The 17488-nt window shown below is 67.6% G+C and carries 16 protein-coding genes; all 16 read right to left on the bottom strand.

All coding sequences use genetic code 11. The annotated features are described in order from the left end of the window. A partial coding sequence (locus tag ACRDPN_RS06895; RefSeq protein WP_431446637.1) for a RelA/SpoT family protein occupies positions 1 to 2140 on the bottom strand: 2140 nt, incomplete at its 3' end. A 197-nt stretch (positions 2141 to 2337) separates the two neighbouring features. Next, positions 2338 to 2868 (bottom strand): adenine phosphoribosyltransferase, encoded by a 531-nt coding sequence (locus tag ACRDPN_RS06890; RefSeq protein WP_431446635.1) that lies wholly within the window; start codon positions 2866 to 2868, stop codon positions 2338 to 2340. Positions 2869 to 2889: 21 nt separating this feature from the next. Further along, entirely contained in the window at positions 2890 to 3348 is a 459-nt protein-coding gene (locus tag ACRDPN_RS06885; RefSeq protein ID WP_431446634.1) for a hypothetical protein, read from the bottom strand. A gap of 76 nt (positions 3349 to 3424) precedes the next feature. Continuing rightward, positions 3425 to 4564: a protein translocase subunit SecF gene (secF, locus tag ACRDPN_RS06880; protein ID WP_431446633.1), complete on the bottom strand. Its 1140-nt coding sequence runs from the start codon at positions 4562 to 4564 to the stop codon at positions 3425 to 3427. Next, positions 4564 to 6276 carry a protein translocase subunit SecD gene (gene secD / locus ACRDPN_RS06875; RefSeq protein ID WP_431446632.1) on the bottom strand — a complete coding sequence of 571 codons (1713 nt, stop codon included), beginning with the start codon at positions 6274 to 6276 and terminating at the stop codon, positions 4564 to 4566. Before secD ends, secF begins: the two co-directional genes overlap by 1 nt. Further along, positions 6276 to 6587 carry a preprotein translocase subunit YajC gene (gene yajC, locus ACRDPN_RS06870; RefSeq protein ID WP_431446631.1) on the bottom strand — a complete coding sequence of 104 codons (312 nt, stop codon included), beginning with the start codon at positions 6585 to 6587 and terminating at the stop codon, positions 6276 to 6278. The genes secD and yajC overlap by 1 nt, the downstream gene beginning before the upstream one ends. Positions 6588 to 6678: 91 nt before the next feature. Further along, on the bottom strand, positions 6679 to 7740 hold the full coding sequence (ruvB, locus tag ACRDPN_RS06865; RefSeq protein WP_431446630.1) for a Holliday junction branch migration DNA helicase RuvB: 1062 nt from the start codon (positions 7738 to 7740) through the stop codon (positions 6679 to 6681). A 1-nt stretch (position 7741) separates the two neighbouring features. Then, positions 7742 to 8329 (bottom strand): Holliday junction branch migration protein RuvA, encoded by a 588-nt coding sequence (gene ruvA, locus ACRDPN_RS06860; RefSeq protein ID WP_431446629.1) that lies wholly within the window; start codon positions 8327 to 8329, stop codon positions 7742 to 7744. Further along, positions 8326 to 8859, bottom strand: a complete 534-nt coding sequence (gene ruvC, locus ACRDPN_RS06855) for a crossover junction endodeoxyribonuclease RuvC (RefSeq protein ID WP_431446628.1) — start codon at positions 8857 to 8859, stop codon at positions 8326 to 8328. Before ruvC ends, ruvA begins: the two co-directional genes overlap by 4 nt. A gap of 76 nt (positions 8860 to 8935) precedes the next feature. Then, positions 8936 to 9706: a YebC/PmpR family DNA-binding transcriptional regulator gene (locus tag ACRDPN_RS06850; RefSeq protein WP_431446627.1), complete on the bottom strand. Its 771-nt coding sequence runs from the start codon at positions 9704 to 9706 to the stop codon at positions 8936 to 8938. A gap of 21 nt (positions 9707 to 9727) precedes the next feature. Continuing rightward, positions 9728 to 10333 (bottom strand): pyridoxal 5'-phosphate synthase glutaminase subunit PdxT, encoded by a 606-nt coding sequence (gene pdxT / locus ACRDPN_RS06845; RefSeq protein ID WP_431446626.1) that lies wholly within the window; start codon positions 10331 to 10333, stop codon positions 9728 to 9730. 268 nt (positions 10334 to 10601) lie between these two features. Further along, positions 10602 to 11495 (bottom strand): pyridoxal 5'-phosphate synthase lyase subunit PdxS, encoded by an 894-nt coding sequence (gene pdxS, locus ACRDPN_RS06840; protein ID WP_431446625.1) that lies wholly within the window; start codon positions 11493 to 11495, stop codon positions 10602 to 10604. Between the two features lie 61 nt (positions 11496 to 11556). Continuing rightward, on the bottom strand, positions 11557 to 12195 hold the full coding sequence (pgsA, locus tag ACRDPN_RS06835; RefSeq protein WP_431446624.1) for a phosphatidylinositol phosphate synthase: 639 nt from the start codon (positions 12193 to 12195) through the stop codon (positions 11557 to 11559). 3 nt (positions 12196 to 12198) lie between these two features. After that, positions 12199 to 12753, bottom strand: a complete 555-nt coding sequence (locus tag ACRDPN_RS06830) for an HIT family protein (RefSeq protein ID WP_431446636.1) — start codon at positions 12751 to 12753, stop codon at positions 12199 to 12201. 163 nt (positions 12754 to 12916) lie between these two features. Further along, positions 12917 to 16060: a M14 family zinc carboxypeptidase gene (locus ACRDPN_RS06825; protein WP_431446623.1), complete on the bottom strand. Its 3144-nt coding sequence runs from the start codon at positions 16058 to 16060 to the stop codon at positions 12917 to 12919. A gap of 99 nt (positions 16061 to 16159) precedes the next feature. Further along, on the bottom strand, positions 16160 to 17488 hold a 1329-nt coding region (gene thrS / locus ACRDPN_RS06820), incomplete at its 5' end, for a threonine--tRNA ligase (protein ID WP_431446622.1).

The raw sequence follows: 17488 nt of genomic DNA, 5'->3' as shown, positions 1-17488 counted from the left end.
AGATGATCCGGGTGATGTCGCTCAGGAGGCGCGGCCGGTCGAGGGCCTCGACCTGGATGGCCACCAGGAACGTGCTCTGCGCCGTGGGAGCCCAGTGCACTGCGACGAGGCGCTCGGGCTGGTTCCGCAGCTCCTCGAGGTTGATGCAGTCGACCCGGTGCACGGAGACGCCCGAGCCGCGGGTGACGAAACCCTGGATGTCGTCACCCGGCACCGGCGTGCAACAGCGAGCGAGCTTGACCAGCAGCTCCCCGTCGACTCCTTCGACCACGACACCGGCATCGCCGGGGTCGGGCCGGGTCCGTCGGCCGATGCCGGGCATCGACGTGGCCTCGGCGAGGTCCTCCTCCGCCCCTTCACGGCCACCAGCGAGGTTGATGACGCGTTCGACGACGTTCTGTGCACCGACGTTGCCCTCCCCGACCGCCGCGTACAGCGCCGACACGTCGGCCAGGTGCAGGTCCTTGGCCACCGCGTCGAGGGTGTCGTGGTTGAACAGGCGATGCAGCGGCAGGTTCTCCTTGCGCATCTGCTTCGCGATGCTGTCGCGGCCCCGTTCGATGGCCTCTTCGCGTCGCTCCTTGGTGAACCACTGCTTGATCTTGTTGCGGGCGCGAGGACTCTTGACGAACTCGAGCCAGTCGCGGCTCGGTCCGGCATCGGGTGACTTCGACGTGAAGATCTCGACGACGTCGCCGGTCTGCAGCTCCGACTCCAGCGACACCAGCCGTCCGTTGACACGGGCGCCGATGCAGGCGTGGCCCACCTCGGTGTGCACGGCATAGGCGAAGTCGACCGGCGTGGCCTCGGCGGGCAGCTGCATGACGTCGCCGCGCGGCGTGTACGCGTAGACGCCGGCGTTGTTCATCTCGAAACGGAGCGAGTCGAGGAAGTCGACCGAGTCCTCGGTCTCGGACTGCCAGTCGATCAGCTCACGCAGCCACGCCATGTCCTGGCCGCTGGGCGCCTTGCCGTCGCTGCGTGAGGCGTGCCCGTCCTCCTTGTACTTCCAGTGCGCAGCAACGCCGTACTCGGCGCGTCGGTGCATGGCGTTCGTGCGGATCTGCAGCTCGACGGCCTTGCCCTGCGGGCCGATGACGGTCGTGTGCAGCGACTGGTACATGTTGAACTTCGGGACCGAGATGTAGTCCTTGAACCGGCCGGGGATCGGGTTCCAGCGCGCGTGCAGAACCCCGAGCACCCCGTAGCAGTCGGCCACGGAGTCGACGAGGATGCGCACGCCGACGAGGTCGAAGATGTCGGTGAAGTCGCGGCCTCGCACCAGCATCTTCTGGTAGATCGAGTAGTAGTGCTTCGGACGCCCCTTGACGGCCGCCTTGAGCTTCGCGTGCCGCAGGTCGGACTCGACGTCGCCGATGACACGCTCGAGGAACTGCTCGCGCGACGGTGCGCGATCGGCGACGAGGCGCACGATCTCGTCGTAGACCTTGGGATGCAGGGTGGCGAACGCGAGGTCCTCGAGCTCCCACTTGATGGTGTTCATGCCCAGGCGGTGGGCCAACGGCGCGAAGATCTCGATGGTCTCGCGGGCGATCCGCTCCTGCTTGTCCTGCCGCAGGTAGCGCAGCGTACGCATGTTGTGGAGCCGGTCGGCGAGCTTGATGACGAGGACCCGGATGTCGCGGCTCATCGCCACGACCATCTTGCGGATGGTCTCCGACTGCGCGGTGTCGCCGTACTTGACCTTGTCGAGCTTCGTGACGCCGTCGACGAGCTGGACGACCTCGTCGCCGAATTCGTCACGCAGTCGATCGAGTGTGTACGTGGTGTCCTCGACGGTGTCGTGCAGGAGCGCGGCGCAGAGGGTCGGAGCCGTCATGCCGAGTTCGGCCAGGATCGTGGCGACGGCAAGCGGGTGGGTGATGTACGGATCGCCGCTCTTGCGGGTCTGGCCCTCGTGCATCTGTTCGGCGATGGCGTAGGCCTTCTCGATCGCGTCGACATCGCCCTTGGGATGGGTCTCGCGATAGACCTTCATCAGGGGGTCGAGCACCGGGTTGACCGTCGACCCACGGCCGATACGGGCGAGACGGCTACGGACGCGCGCGGAAGCCGGCGCCGAGTCGGCCGGCTTGGACTCAGCCGCCGACGACTCGGACGCCTCGGTGCCCACGTCCATGCGTTCGGCCACTGGACCTCCTGTCCTGACCTCCATGGTAGGTCAGGGCACGAGGGCCGCTCCCATCAGCGGAAACGTCAGACGATCTGGTTGAGCAGGGTGGCTGCGGTGGCGAGCACGAGCACGGCGACCAAGACGATGGCCACGATGCGCACCTGATGGGGGTTCATAGGGGATCTCCTGTGCAGATTGGGGGGTCAGAACGTGGCCAATGCCCGTAGCGGCACCTCACCGAGACGGCTCCGGCCGCCGAGCGCGGGGAGCTCGATGGCCACGAGATGTCCGGCCACCGTTGCTCCGGCTTCGGCGACGAGAGCGGCAGTGGCCTCCAGCGTGCCGCCGGTGGCGAGGACGTCGTCGACCAGCAGGACGCGGTCGCCCGCTTCCAGCGCGTCTGCATGGATCTCGATCGTCGCCTCGCCGTACTCCAGCGCGTAGGAGGCGGACAGCGTCTCGTGGGGCAGCTTTCCGGTCTTGCGCACGGGCACGAAACCCGCGCCGAGTCGGAGGGCGACGGGCGCGCCGACGATGAAGCCACGGGCCTCGATTCCCAGGACGGCGTCGACCGGACCGAGCTCCTCGCCCGCCGCGACCATGGCGTCGACGACCGTTGCGAAGGCCGCCGGCTCGGCAAGCAGCGGTGTGATGTCGCGGAAGGTGACGCCTGGCTCGGGCCAGTCGGGAATCGGCCGCACCCATCGCTCGATGAGTGCGGCCGCCTCCACCATCTCAGTACTCAGAGTCAGCGCTCAGGATGAGAGGTTGACCTTGCAGACATCCTTGGCATGCTTCTCGATCGCCTTGGACGACTTGTCGAACTCGGCACTGTCGAGCTTCTGGAACTCGGTCGCGAGCCCCTGCAGCTTCTCGACGTCGACGCCCTCGGGCATCTTGCCCTCCTGGAGCTCCGCGAAGTCGGAGAACTTCAGACCCGCGTCCTTGAGTGCCGTCTCGACCGCGGTGATGCCCTTGTCGAGGGTGGTCCAGTCGTCCTTGACCTCGCCGGGCGCCTCGTCGGCCAGCTCGTGGAACGTCTTGAACGCCTCGTCGAGCTTCGAGACGTCGCTGGACGAAAGCGAGTCGAACTCAGTCGAGGCTGCCTTGAGGTCCTTGCAGTACTGGCTGTCCGGGCCGTCGTCGCCGCCGCCGCAGCCGGCGAGGGTCGCGGCTATCAGCGCAGCCGACGCGAGTGCGAGTGGGGTCTTCATGGAGTCTCCTTGATCGGCGCCGCCGGCTCGGGCCGGTGGCGCGGGTATGACCAGCATGGCACGCGGGTGGCGAGGGTCAGCGTCTGCCCTTGGGCCGATTCGCGCGCGTGGTGCGAGTCGGTTGGTTGCGCTTGGCCGAGCCCGACGAGGCGACCGGACGCGCTGCCGCTGCCGTTGCCGCTGCCCCTGCCGGAACCTTGACCTTGGCGGGCGCCTCCTCGGGCGAGTCGACCGGCGGAGCGGTGCCACGCTTCGCCAGCACCCGTGCCGTGTGGGCCCGGAGCGCCGGTTCACGCTCCTTCAGCTGCACCGCAAGCGGCGTCGCGATGCAGATGGACGAGTAGGTGCCCGCAGCCATACCGACGAACAGAGCCAGGGCGAGGTCCTTGAGCGGGCCGGTGCCGAGCACGGCGGTTCCCACCAGCAGCAGGGCCGCGACCGGGAGCAGCGCCGTGACGGAGGTGTTGATGGAACGCACCAACGTCTGGTTGACCGCCAAGTTCGCGCGCTCGGCATAGGTGCGCGTGTTCGACCGCAGGACGTCTCGGGTGTTCTCGCGCACCTTGTCGAAGACCACGACCGTGTCGTACAGCGAGTAGCCGAGGATCGTCAGGAGACCGGTGACGGTGGCCGGTGTGACCTCGAACCCGGACCATGCGTAGATGCCGGCCGTGATGAGAAGGTCGTGGGCCAGCGCCACCAGAGCGGCCACCGACATCTTCCACTCCCGGAAGTAGGCCCAGATGAACAGCACGACGACGACCAGGAACACCATCAAGCCGGTGAACGCCTTCTGGCCGACCTGCTTGCCCCACGAGGGACCGACGAGGTTCTGGCTCACCTCGGTGGCGCCGGCCGCGGTCAGTGCCTCCTCGATCGCGGTGGCCTGGTCCTGGGTGAGCGCCGCGGTCTGGACGCGGACGGCGTCACTGCCGGAGGAGTTGACGATGGGATCGCCGGCCTCGTCGACGCCAGAGCTCACGACCGCCTGCGTCATGTCGTCGACCGCGGCCGCGTCGGCCCGCTGGACCTGGGCGGTGAACTCGACGCCGCCCTTGAACTCGATGCCCAGGTGGAAGCCGCGGACCACGAAGGCGACTGCGCAGAGCAGGACGATCACCGCGGAGATGGCGTACCACATCCGGCGACGTCCGACGAAGTCGAACGACACGCGGCCTGAATAGAGATGCTGGCCGAAGGTGCTGATGCGTCCCATCAGGCGTTCCCTTCCCCCGCCGCGGAGCGGCTACTTGGCACGGTCGTCGTGCGGCCGTCCGGCGCGGAGCGGCCGATCTCGGTGACCTTGCGGCCGCTGATGCCCAGGTGCGCCGCGTCGAGGCCGGAGAAACGATGCCCCTCACCGAAGAACTTCGTTCGGGCGAGCACCGAGACGAGCGGCTTGGTGAAGGCGAACACCACGAGGATGTCGATCAGGGTCACCAGACCGAGTGCGAAGGCGAACCCGCGCACGACCCCGATCGCGAAGATGTACAGGATGAGCGCGGCCATGATCGACACGGCGTCAGCTGCGAGGATGGTCGTCCGCGCACGTCGCCACCCGCTCTCGACCGCCAGGCGCAACGACTTGCCGTCGCGCACCTCGTCGCGCAGACGCTCGAAGTACACGATGAACGAGTCGGCGGTGATGCCGATCGCCACGATCAGACCGGCGATTCCCGGCAGCGTCAGCGTGAAGCCCACCCCCTGCCCGAGCAGCAGCACCAGGGCGTAGGTGAGCCCGGTGGCCACGATCAGGGAAGCAATGGCCACGAGGCCGAGACCTCGGTAGTAGGCCAGGAGATACACGATCACCAGAACCAACCCGGCGAGGCCGGCGAGCAGGCCCGCCTTGAGCTGGGTGCCGGCGAGCGTCGGCCCCTCGACCGAGACGCCGTTGACGCCGAACGTCAGCGGCAGCGCGCCGTACTTGAGCTGGTTCGCGAGCGCCTTGGACGTCGCGGCCGTGAAGTTGCCGGAGATCTGGGACGACCCGTCGGTGAAGTGGCCGTTCGTGGTGGGCGCGCTGAGCACCTCGCCGTCGAGCACGATCGCGAATCGGCTGGTCTGGTCGCTGCCCTGTTGCTGCTGCTGGAAGAGCGCCTCCGTGATCCGGTCGAACGTCTTCGTTCCCTCACCCTTGAGCTGCAGCGCGACGACCCAGGACACCTGGCCCTGCGGGACGACGGCACTGGCGCTCTTGACGTCCGTGCCCTCGATGACCGTGGGGCTCAGGATCATGACCTCGCCGGTCTTGGGGTCGCAGGTGACGAGCGGCTGGTCGGCGCGGTCCTCCTGCGGCAGGTTCTTCTTCGAGCAGACGAAGCCTTCGGACAATTTCTGGACCGCGGCGAGACCGCCGGCGTACTCCTTGGGCAGCGTCTCGATCCCCTGCGTCTCGGCCTGGATCAGCTCCTCCTCGGAGAGCTTCGACCAGTCGGCCTCGTCGATGATGGCCTGCTGTTTCTTGGCCTCGGCCGGATCGCCAGGCTTCTGGGCACCTTTCGTGGAGGCCCAGAGGAGCCGGAAGCGCAGCTGGGCGGTGCGGCCGACCTGGTCGACGATGTCGCCCCGCTGCTTTCCGGGGATCTCGATGATGACCTGGTTGCCGCCCTGCGTGGTGGTCTCGGCCTCGGCGAGGCCGGTGGCGTTGACGCGCTGGTCGATGATGCCGCGTGCCTGTCGCATCTTCTCGTCGGTGACCTCACCGGAGCTCGCCTTGGCCTGCAGGGTGATGCGGGTTCCGCCTTGCAGGTCGAGGCCGAGTCGCGGCTTCCAGACACTGTCGTCGCCAGAACCGATGGTGCCGAGCACGGCGAGCAGGCCGTACAGGCCGATCACGGCGGCGAGGAAGAGGATCAGGGTGCGGCGCGGCCTCGGAAGGTTGCGCCGCGGTTTCGGCGCGGTGCGCCGAGTGGGCTGGACCGCCATCAATCCCGGTCTTGTGGCTCGTCGACGACCTCGTCAGTGGGAGGAACGTTGCCAGGGGTGACGACCTTGGCAACCGCGTGGCGGGCGACGGTGACGACGACGTCGGGCGCCACGCGGAGCTCGACCTCCTCGTCGGCGACGGCGACGAGCTCACCGAAGATGCCGCTGGCGAGCATGACCCGCGCGCCGGGCGCGAGCGAGTGCTGGGTGGCCATGAACTCCTTCTGGCGGTTGCGCGCTGGCCGAAGGACCAGGAACCAGAAGGCGATGACGACCAAGAGCAGGGGCAGGTATTGGACCCATGTGGACACGGTGAGTGCTCCCGAAAGCGTTGAGATCCCGCCGAGTGACGACGGATGCGGCCCGAGGGCCATGAGGTAGTCTAGCCAGCCCTCTTGTGACTCACGTCGCCGTGTCGGTTTGGTCGAACGCCAGCTGCCCGGTGGTGGGTGGAACGAGCCCAAGATGTCGCCAGGCCGGTGGTGTCGCGACCCGCCCACGCGGCGTACGCGCCAGGAATCCGAGACGCACCAGGAACGGTTCGGCCAGCTCCTCGACCGTCCCGCGTTCCTCGCCGACGGCGACGGCGAGCGTCGCGACGCCGACCGGTCCCCCGCCGAAGCTCTCGCACAACGCGGACAGGACCGCCCGGTCGAGGCGGTCCAGGCCGAGGTCGTCGACCTCGTAGAGGGCCAGTGCTGCGTGGGCGACGGATTCGTCGACGACGCCGTCGGCCCGCACCTCCGCATAGTCGCGGACGCGCCGGAGCAGACGGTTGGCGATGCGAGGTGTGCCGCGTGAGCGTGACGCGATCTCGCGCCCCCCGTCGACGGAGACGTCGAGGTCGAGCAGTCCGGCCGAGCGGTCGACGATGCGATGGAGCTCGGCGGTGTCGTAGTAGTCGAGCTGGGCGGTGAACCCGAAACGGTCGCGCAGCGGGCTCGGCAGCAGCCCGGCCCGCGTGGTGGCCCCCACCACCATGAACGGCGGGATCTCCAGCGGAATGGCCGTCGCTCCGGGTCCCTTGCCGACGATGACGTCGACCCGGAAGTCCTCCATGGCCATGTAGAGCAGCTCTTCGGCCGGCCGCGACATGCGGTGGATCTCATCGATGAACAGGACATCGTGCTCGTTGACGCCCGACAAGATGGCGGCGAGGTCGCCGGCGTGCTGGATGGCCGGTCCGCTGGTGACGCGCAACGGCGCACCGAGCTGGTGGGCGATGATCATCGCGATCGTGGTCTTGCCCAGGCCGGGCGGGCCCGACATCAGCACGTGGTCGGGGGTGCGGCCCCGGGCGACAGCGGCCTCGAGCATCAGCGCGAGCTGTTCGCGCACCCGCTCCTGACCGATGAGCTCGTCGAGGGTGCGTGGGCGCAGAGCGGCTTCGAATGCCCGCTCCTCGGGGGTTGCCGCACCCATCACCGAGTCCGTATCAATGTCGAGGTCGAGGTCGTCGTCCATGTCAGGCCTTCGAGAGCGTGCGGAGGGCGGCGCGCAGGAGGGTCGGGACGTCGGGTTCGCCTGGCGACGCGTCGGCCGCGACGGTGTCGACGGCTCGCTCGGCATCGCGCGTCGACCAACCGAGGCCCTGCAAGGCGTCGCGCACCTGGTCGCGCCAGGCCGCTCCGCCGCTGACGACGGTCGTGACGGGCGACCCGACCCGGTCCTTGAGCTCGACGACGATCCGCTCGGCACCTTTGCGTCCGATGCCTGGTACGGCGGTGAGCGCCGCATGGTCGGAGCTGGCGATCGCCTGGCGAAGGCGCTCGGGAGGCAGCACGGCCAGCATCGCCTGTGCGACCTTGGGACCGACTCCGCTGGCGGTCTGGACGAGCTCGAACATGTCGCGCTCGTCCACGTCGGCGAAGCCGTACAGCGTGGTGGAGTCCTCACGGACGACCATCGACGTGGCGAGCTGGGCCTCGGCACCGAGTCGTAGCCCGGCGATGGTGCCGGGCGTGCAGAACACGTGGTAACCGACTCCCGCGACGTCGACGACGGCGGCGTTGAGGGTCAGTGCCGCGACCCTTCCGCGCACGAAGGCGATCACCGGCCGGCCGCCTTCGCGACAGCTGCGTCGAGGCGAACCGCGGCCCCACCGCGCCAGACCTGGCAGATCGCCAGCGCCAGCGCGTCGGCGGCGTCGGCGGGTCGCGGAGCCTGCTCGAGGCGGAGCAGCCGGGCCACCATGTGAGCCACCTGGGCCTTGTCGGCCCGGCCGCTTCCGGTGATGGCCGCCTTGACCTCGCTTGGCGTGTGGAGCCGGACCTCGATGTCGTGGCGTGCGGCCACCAGCATCGCGACGCCGCTCGCCTGCGCCGTGCCCATGACGGTGCGGACGTTGAGCTGGCTGAACACCCGCTCGACGGCCACGACCTGAGGACGATGCCTGACGATCGCCTCCTCGATCCCCCGCTCCAGCAGATGCAACCGGCGGGCGATGTCGAGGTCGGCGGGCGTGCGCACGACGCCGACGTCGACGAGCGTGAGCGGACCGCCGACACAGCCGTCGACGACACCCACGCCACATCGCGTGAGGCCGGGATCGATCCCGAGCACCCTCACCGACTGCGAACGCATGTTCGACAGGTTAGTCGGCGGCACCCGCCGATCGAGGGCGACGCGCCGCGCCTTTCGGCAAGCTCAAGGATCGGAGCTACGCCCGCTCCATGGCCTCGGCCATGACCTCGTCGGAGGCGTCGAGGTTGCTGAAGACGTTCTGCACGTCATCGAGGTCCTCCAGCGCGTCGAGCAGGCGGAGGATCTTCGTGGCCGCGCTGACGTCGACCTCCACCGACACCGACGGGACGAATGACGCCTCGGCGGAGTCGTAGTCGAGACCGGCGGCCTGCAGGGCGGTGCGCACCTGGACCAGGTCCGTGGGCTCGCAGACGACCTCGAACGCCTCGCCGAGATCGTTGACATCCTCAGCACCGGCGTCGAGCACGGCGAGCAGGACGTCGTCCTCCGTCGCCTTCCCTCCGTCGTGCTCAGCGGGGACGATGATGACGCCCTTGCGGGTGAACAGGTACGACACCGAGCCGGGTTCGGCCATCGTGCCGCCGGCGCGAGTCATCGCCGTGCGGACCTCCATGGCGGCCCGGTTGCGGTTGTCGGTGAGGCACTCGACGAGGAGCGCCACACCGCCCGGCGCATAGCCCTCGTACATGATCGTGGCGTAGTCGACTCCCCCGCCGTCGAACCCGCCGCCGCGCTTGACGGCGCGGTCGATGTTGTCGTTGGGCACGGACGACTTCTTGGCCTTCTGGATCGCGTCGTAGAGCGTCGGGTTTCCGGCCGGGTCTGGTCCGCCGGTGCGCGCGGCGACCTCGACGTTCTTGACGAGCTTGGCGAACATCTTGCCGCGCTTGGCGTCGATGGCCGCCTTCTTGTGCTTGGTCGTCGCCCACTTGGAGTGGCCTGACATGCCGAGTCCCTTTCCCCTGCCCTATGTCGCTGTCGCTGTGACGAGATCCAGGAAGTACCGGTGGATGCGGAGGTCGTCGCTCACCTCGGGGTGGAAGGACGTCGCCACGACCGGACCCTGCTGGACCGCCACGATCCTATCCCCGACGCCCGGCACAGCCACGCTCGCGAGCACCTCGACCCCGGGTCCGACGTCCTCGACCCACGGAGCGCGGATGAACACGGCGTGGACGGGGTCGTCGAAGATCGTGAAACCGACGTCGCCCTCGAAGGAGTCGACCTGGCGGCCGAACGCGTTGCGACGCACGGTGATGTCGAGCCCCCCGAGCGTCTCTTGACCGACGACGCCGTCACGTAGCCGGTCGGCGAGCATGATCATCCCGGCGCACGTGCCGAGGGTGGGCATCCCGGTCTTGATGCGGTCGGCGAACGCATCGAACATGTCGAAGGCGCGGGCCAGCTTGACCATCGTGGTGGACTCCCCGCCGGGCATGACGAGGGCGTCGCAGCGCTCGAGCTCCTCCAGCCTGCGCACCGCGAATGCGTCCACGCCGAGCTCGGACAGCGCGACGAGATGCTCCCGGACATCGCCCTGGAGCGCGAAGACGCCGATCGACGGTGAACCCACGTCACCAGCGTAGTTGGACCAGGATGACGGACTCCCCAGACGACGGCGGTGGTTCGGGGTGGGCCTGACCACCGCCGCCGCTCCCTCTCGGTTTCCCTCCCGATCGGGATCGGGGAGAGAGGCGTCAACGCCATCCGCAGACGCGGCGACTCCCTCACATACTGCGTCACGCGGAGACTCCCGGCTCCGTGGGCCGTGACGCTGGAATCAGCATACGACGGAGGTGGTGATCTGCGACACGTGAAATACCGGGACAAAAGCCCCAGTTTCACCAGCCGCGTTCAGAAAGCCGGTGCGGCTCCGGAACGTCGTCGACGTTGATGCCGACCATGGCCTCGCCGAGTCCGCGGGAGACCTTGGCGAGGACGTCGGGATCGTCGTGGAACGTGGTGGCCTTGACGATCGCCTCGGCGCGCTCGGCGGGATTGCCGGACTTGAAGATGCCGGACCCGACGAAGACGCCCTCGGCGCCCAGCTGCATCATCATCGCGGCGTCGGCCGGGGTGGCGATGCCGCCGGCGGTGAACAGCACGACGGGGAGCTTGCCGAGCTCGGCCACCTCGCGGACGAGCTCGATCGGCGCCTGCAGCTCCTTGGCGGCGACGTACAGCTCGTCGTCGGCGAGAGTCTGGAGGCGGCGGATCTCGGCGCGGATCTGACGCATGTGTGTGGTGGCGTTGGAGACGTCGCCGGTGCCTGCCTCGCCCTTGGAGCGGATCATGGCCGCACACTCGGTGATACGGCGCAACGCCTCGCCCAGGTAGGTGGCGCCGCACACGAACGGCACCGTGAACTGCCACTTGTCGATGTGGTTCGCGTAGTCGGCCGGGGTGAGAACCTCGGACTCGTCCACGTAGTCGACGCCCAGGCTCTGCAGCACCTGGGCCTCCACGAAGTGCCCGATTCGCGCCTTGGCCATGACCGGGATGGAGACGGCCTCGATGATGCCGTCGATGAGGTCCGGATCGCTCATGCGCGCCACGCCGCCCTGGGCACGGATGTCGGCCGGCACGCGCTCGAGGGCCATCACGGCGACAGCGCCGGCGTCCTCGGCGACCTTGGCCTGCTCGGCGTCGACGACGTCCATGATGACGCCGCCCTTGAGCATCTCGGCCATGCCGCGCTTGACGCGTGCGGTGCCGATCGTCGTGTGGTCGCTCATGCCGTCCTCCAGAAGTGGCCTTCAATAATGAGGCCAGTCTACTCGCGCTGTCGAGTTGAGGTCACGCCGGTGGCAACGGCTTTCCGACCGCCTGCCGATGCACCATCACCATCCGCTGGACGATCGTCACGATGCTGGCGGCTGTGAGCGCCCACAGCGTGATCTCGGTGAGGATCGGCAGGCCGAACAGGCCGTTGAAGCCCGTCATCACCAGGATCGCGACGAGCCGGTCGGCGCGTTCAGCGATGCCGCCCTTGGCCGTCATGCCGAGACTCTCGGCCCTGGCCCGGGCGTACGACGTGATGTTGCCGAGCACGAGGCAGGCCAAGCTCAGGCACAGGTAGAGGGTCGGACCGCCGAGGGTCGTCTCCGCGTCGGCGGTGGCGTAGTACAGCACCAGGCCGGCAAAGATTGACGCATCACCGAACCGGTCGAGCGTCGAGTCCAGGAACGCTCCCCAGGCCGACGACTGACCGGTCTTGCGGGCCATGTAGCCATCCATGATGTCGCCGAAGACGAACGCGGTGACGACAAGGACGCCCACGAAGAACTCGCCCCGCGGGAAGAACCACAGCGCACCGGCACTCACGCCGAGGGTGCTGACGATCGTCACGTGGTCCGGCTTGACACCGAGCCGCAAGAGAAGGTCGGCCAGCGGCGCCCAGACTTTGGTCCAGAACTGACGGAATCGTTCGAGCACGGTCTACTCCCCCCCATTCAAATCAGCACTGTCCAGGTCAGCCCAGGCTGCGGCCAGCATCTCGCGGGTCTCCCCCAGGAGCTGCGGCATGGTCTTGGTGCGCCCGATGACGGGCAGGAAGTTTGAGTCGCCGCCCCACCGAGGCACGACGTGCTGGTGCAGGTGCGCGGCGATGCCCGCGCCGGCGATGTTGCCCTGGTTGATGCCCAGGTTGAAGCCGTGCGGCCGGGTGACCGAGAGCATCGCGGTCATCGCCTGCTTCGTGAGCAGCGCGACCTCCGCTGTCTCGTCGTCGGTGAGATCGGTGTAGTCGGCCACATGACGGAACGGACAGATGAGCAGATGGCCGGCGGTGTACGGATAGAGATTCAGCACCGCGTACGCCACCTCGCCACGGCGGACGATCAGGCCCTCGGTGTCGTCCATCAACGGGATGTGGCAGAACGGGCAGTCGGACTCGTCGGACGACTCCGGCTTGTTCTCGCCCTTGATGTAGCGGATGCGGTGCGGCGTCCAGAGTCGTTCGAAGGCGTCCGGCTCCCCCACACCGTGCTGCATGTCCGGCTCTTCGCCGGGGGGTTGTGTGGTCGGCTCTCCGCCGCGGGGCTGCTCGGTCACGGGGAAACTCTAGGACGTGTCTCCCTGTTCCGGTCCGAGGGGCGCCCAAGGCCGAACCCTCTAGCCCCCGAGGCGGGAGGGTTCGGCCCGAGCACAACCCTGCCTACTCGATGAGTCCGGATAGCGCCCGGTCGATCAGGTCCTTGCGAGACGCGTCGTCGGACAGGTGTTCCAACCCGAAGCCCAGGAGCAGCGAGTCCTCCGTCGAGACCCCGCCGAAAGCGTTGACGAGCTTCTCCGCGATGTTCCAGTTGCCCTGGTTCGGTGGGCTTCCCTCCGGCGGACCGCCGACCGTCCAGCTGCTCGAGGCACCCTCGAACCCGTCGGCGTCGGTGTTGCCGTCGACCGTGACCTTGGTGTCGTCGACGAACGTGCCGATCCCACCGGTGCCCGGGTCGGTCATGTATGTGATCGACAGCTCCACTTGTTCGCCCACGAACGGCGCGAGGTCGAACGCCACGTCTTGCCACCCGTCGGTCGAGGTCGTGAACGTGTTCCACTCCCCGCTGGTTCCGTCCGAGGCACAGCCGGCACCGCCGAGGTAGTGCTCGAGGAACGGGTGCATCGACAGCAGGAACCCGCCCGGCTCGCACTCAGACGGCGGAGTGGTGGTCGTCTTGCCGCTCTTCTCGGGCAAGGTCGTCCAGTTGTCCTGGCCGACCGTGTGTGCCTCCACCATCACGTGGTCGTAGCCGGCCTCAAGGCTGGCGGACAGCTTGAAGGCCAGCTCGCCCGCGGATTTACCCGTCAGGTCGACCGTCTTCGACAGCCGCATGTACGACGCGTCCTGGTGCAGCGCACCGGCGTACTTGGTGCCCTCCACCGGTGCGTACGGGTCGACCCCGTCGGTGGTGTACTCGGCCGCGCCCTTGCTGGCGAACTGCGGGAACTCGCCGACCGGGAGCACGTCGCTCGTCGGCTGGAACACGCCGGCCTCGTTCAGCGGGTTGCCACGCTCGGTCACCGGGCCGCCGAACGTCCCCTCGAACCCGTCGATCGGGGCGGCGTTGCCGACCACGCTCACCGGGTTCTCGTTGTCGGTCCGGCTGAAGCCGCCGAGGTAGTACTGCCGGAAGTCGTCGGCCATGATCAGGCAGTCCTCGAAGAAGCCCGGGACGGTGTCGACGACGCACTCGGCCTCGGGGTCGCCGTTGAGCCCGTAGAACAGACCACCGACGGCGTCGCCGATGCCGGGCAGACCGGAGTACTGCGCGGTCTCGCCGGCATGGACCAGCTTGCCACCGCTGTTGAGGTAGTCGCGGACCGCGAGAGTCGTGTACTGCTCCTTCTCGGCCACCGCGATGTCGGGCAGCTCGCCGAACGGCGTCGAGATGGTCTCGTCCTCGGCATCCTGGGTGAGGCGGTTGTCGCCCAGATACCAGACGACGGCGTCGTAGTGGCCGAGGACACCGAGGTCGTGTGGGACACCACGCTTGTCGATGTCCCAGACGTCGGTCGAGTAGCCGGCGTCGTTGATGGCCTTCTCGTAGCCAGCGGCGTACTTCGGTGCCTTGACGCCACCCGGGTAGTCGGGGTTGACGCCGGTGTAGTCCTCGTCGGCCAGCACCAGAACATCGTCGCCACTGTCGGATGCGACCGAGTAGGTGAAGGACTCACTCTGGACCGCGCCCGTGCCGGACTTGACGCCGGTGAACTTCACCTCGACCTTGTCACCCGGCTTGGTCCCGCTCACCTCGCCGCGGAACTCGGCGTAGTAGTCGTCGTTCTCGTCGCCGTAGCGCTCGCCGCCTTCCCACTCCGAGACCGACGCGGTCTTCGCCGCCCCACCGTTGACGCTGTAGGACAGCTTCAAGTCCTGCAGCGCCCGCTTGGCCACGACGGCGACGGTCTGCGGGTCGCCGTACGACACGTCAAAGGAGTCGACCTGGAAATCGGCGGCCTTGCGGTCGACCACCGATGCCGGGTCGTCGGGGTCGGCGGCAGACTCCGCGACCGAGAGGGCGAACGGGATGTTCTTCTCGAACTCCGCCTGCACCAGCTCCTCGTCGTCCGGGAAGTTGAACCCGCTCTGGCAGTCCTCGGCCAGCCACTCGTCGTCCGGCACGGAGTCGGACGCAACCTCACAGGTGGACATCTCCGGCGTGAAGCCGAGGGTGCCGTGGGCCTCCGTCATGTGCGTGTCCGTGTCGCCATTGGTGGTGTAGAGCTCGGCGGAGATGTCAGGGTCGTACCCGGCTATGGCCGGGTTCTCGTCGTCGCCGGCCATCGCCTCGTAGATGACGTCGTCCGGTGTCGGCGTCGAGACCTGCCAGCCGGTGCCGTAGAGCAGCAGCTCGGCCGCCGAGTGGTAGTTGACGAAGAACTCGAAGCCGACGCGGCCGACGAAGGAGTCCATCGCCTTGGTCTCCGGCTCGGACCCGGCCGAAGGACCGCGGTAGGTCTCGCTACCGGTGTTGGGCGAGGAGCCCTCGTTGTCGTAACCCCACTTGGTCGCGAAGTTGCGGTTGGGGTCGACACCGTCACCGGGCGCGGTCTGGCCGTCGCCGTTGTTGTCGCGCAGGTTCTTGCGCCACAGCCGGTTGTCCGGCTCGAAGGTGAAGTCGTAGCCGTCCGGGTTCGCCACCGGGACGAACCAAAGCTCGTTCTTGTCGACCAGGCCGGTGATCTTCGAGTCGCTGCCGTAGTTGTCGATCACGTGGTGCATCAGTCGACGGTTCATCTCCGGCGTGATCCATTCACGCGCGTGCTGCGCTCCGGCGTACAGGACCGACGGCTTCTTGCCGTCCTTGAGCGACCGCGCGTCCTTGCTGATCTTCAGCGCGATGATGTCCTGGCCCTTGACGGTCTTGCCGATGGTGACGGTCTTGGCGATCCGCGGGTTGTCGGTGGCGGCCTTCTTGTACTCGGCCATGATCCCGTCCTTGCCGGAGTACTTCTTGAAGACCTCGTGGCCGTCAGCCGCTTGCTCGTTCGACCGCTCGACCGCAGTCTTTCCGTCCACCTTCTTGAGCTGCATCTCCACGCCCTGCTTGCCCAGCTGCTTGGCCTGGGCCGCGCTGAGGATCGCCTCGACCCGGACTTGCGCCTTCTTGCCCTTCTCACCGGAGATCTTGCTGAGCTCCAGGTCATGACGGTCGACGCCGAGGTCGACGATCTCTGCTATCTGGCTGGTGGCCATCTCGCCGACGTAGACGTCGAAATGGTCGTCCGGTGGAGCGGCCACCGAGGCGCTGGTGCTCAACAGGCCGGCGACGAGCGCCAGGACGGCAAGGATTGACAACGACAAACGACGCATTCGTGCCCCCGAGAATCAGAAAGAGGAAAATCCTCTGGGCAAATCTCACCCGGTTTCGACGCATTGTCAATGGTTGCGACCGGAAAGAATTCAGACCTGCAACCTGTTCTCGATCACTTCGACGATGCGCTCGATCGCGGCGTCGACCGGCACGCCGTTGTCCTGGTCGCCGCTGCGGTAGCGGAACGACACTGCTCCGGCCTCGATGTCCTGGTCGCCGACGATGACCATGAACGGCACCTTCTGCGTCTGCGCGTTGCGGATCTTCTTCTGCATGCGCTCGTCGGAGTGATCGACCTCGACCCTGATGCCGCGCGCCTTGAGCCGCCGAGCAACGTCGTCGAGGTAGTCGGCGTGGCGCTCGGCAACCGGGATGCCGACGACCTGCACGGGCGCCAGCCATGGAGGGAAAGCACCGGCATAGTGCTCCACGAGCACCCCGAGGAACCGCTCGATCGAGCCGAACTTCGCCGAGTGAATCATCACCGGGCGCTGCCGGCTGCCGTCCGCCGCGACGTACTCGAGCTCGAACCCGCGCGGTTGGTTGAAGTCATACTGGATCGTCGACATCTGCCAGGTGCGGCCGATGGCATCACGCGCCTGTACCGAGATCTTCGGGCCGTAGTACGCGGCGCCGCCCGGGTCGGGGACCAGCTCGAGACCCGACTCGCGTCCGACGTCCTCGAGCACTTTCGTGGCAGTGGCCCACTCCTCCTCGTCGCCCACGAACTTGTCCGGATTCGAGTCGTCGCGGGTGGACAGCTCGAGGAAGAAGTCGTCCAGCCCGAAGTCGCGGAACAGGCTCAGGCAGAAGTTGAGCAGGTGCTTGATCTCTTCCGGCGCCTGCTCGGGCGTCACGTAGGAGTGCGAGTCGTCCTGGGTCATCCCCCGCACGCGGGTGAGGCCGTGCACCACGCCGGACTTCTCGTACCTGTACACGCTGCCGAACTCGAAAAGCCGCAGCGGCAGCTCGCGGTATGAACGCTGCCGCGAGCGGAAGATCAGGTTGTGCATCGGGCAGTTCATGGCCTTGAGGTAGTACTTGCTGCTCTCGAAGTCCATCGGCGGGAACATGCTGTCGGCGTAGTACGGGAGATGCCCGGAGGTGTGGAACAGCCCCTCCTTGGAGATGTGCGGGGTGCCGACGTAGTCGAAGCCCTCCTCGATGTGCCGACGCCGGACGTAGTCCTCCATCTCCCGTTTGATCACGCCGCCCTTGGGGTGGAAGACGGCGAGCCCGGAGCCCAGCTCGTCGGGGAAGCTGAACAGGTCGAGCTCCTGGCCGAGCCGGCGGTGGTCGCGTCTCTGCGCCTCCTCGATCCGGTGCAAATGGGCATCCAAGGCTTCTTTGCTCGGCCAAGCAGTTCCGTAAATTCTCTGGAGCTGCTTGTTCTTCTCGTCGCCGCGCCAGTAGGCCGC

This window comes from Aeromicrobium sp., assembly GCF_050700635.1.
GTDB lineage: Bacteria > Actinomycetota > Actinomycetes > Propionibacteriales > Nocardioidaceae > Aeromicrobium.
This window is presented reverse-complemented; position numbering and strand designations above follow the sequence as displayed.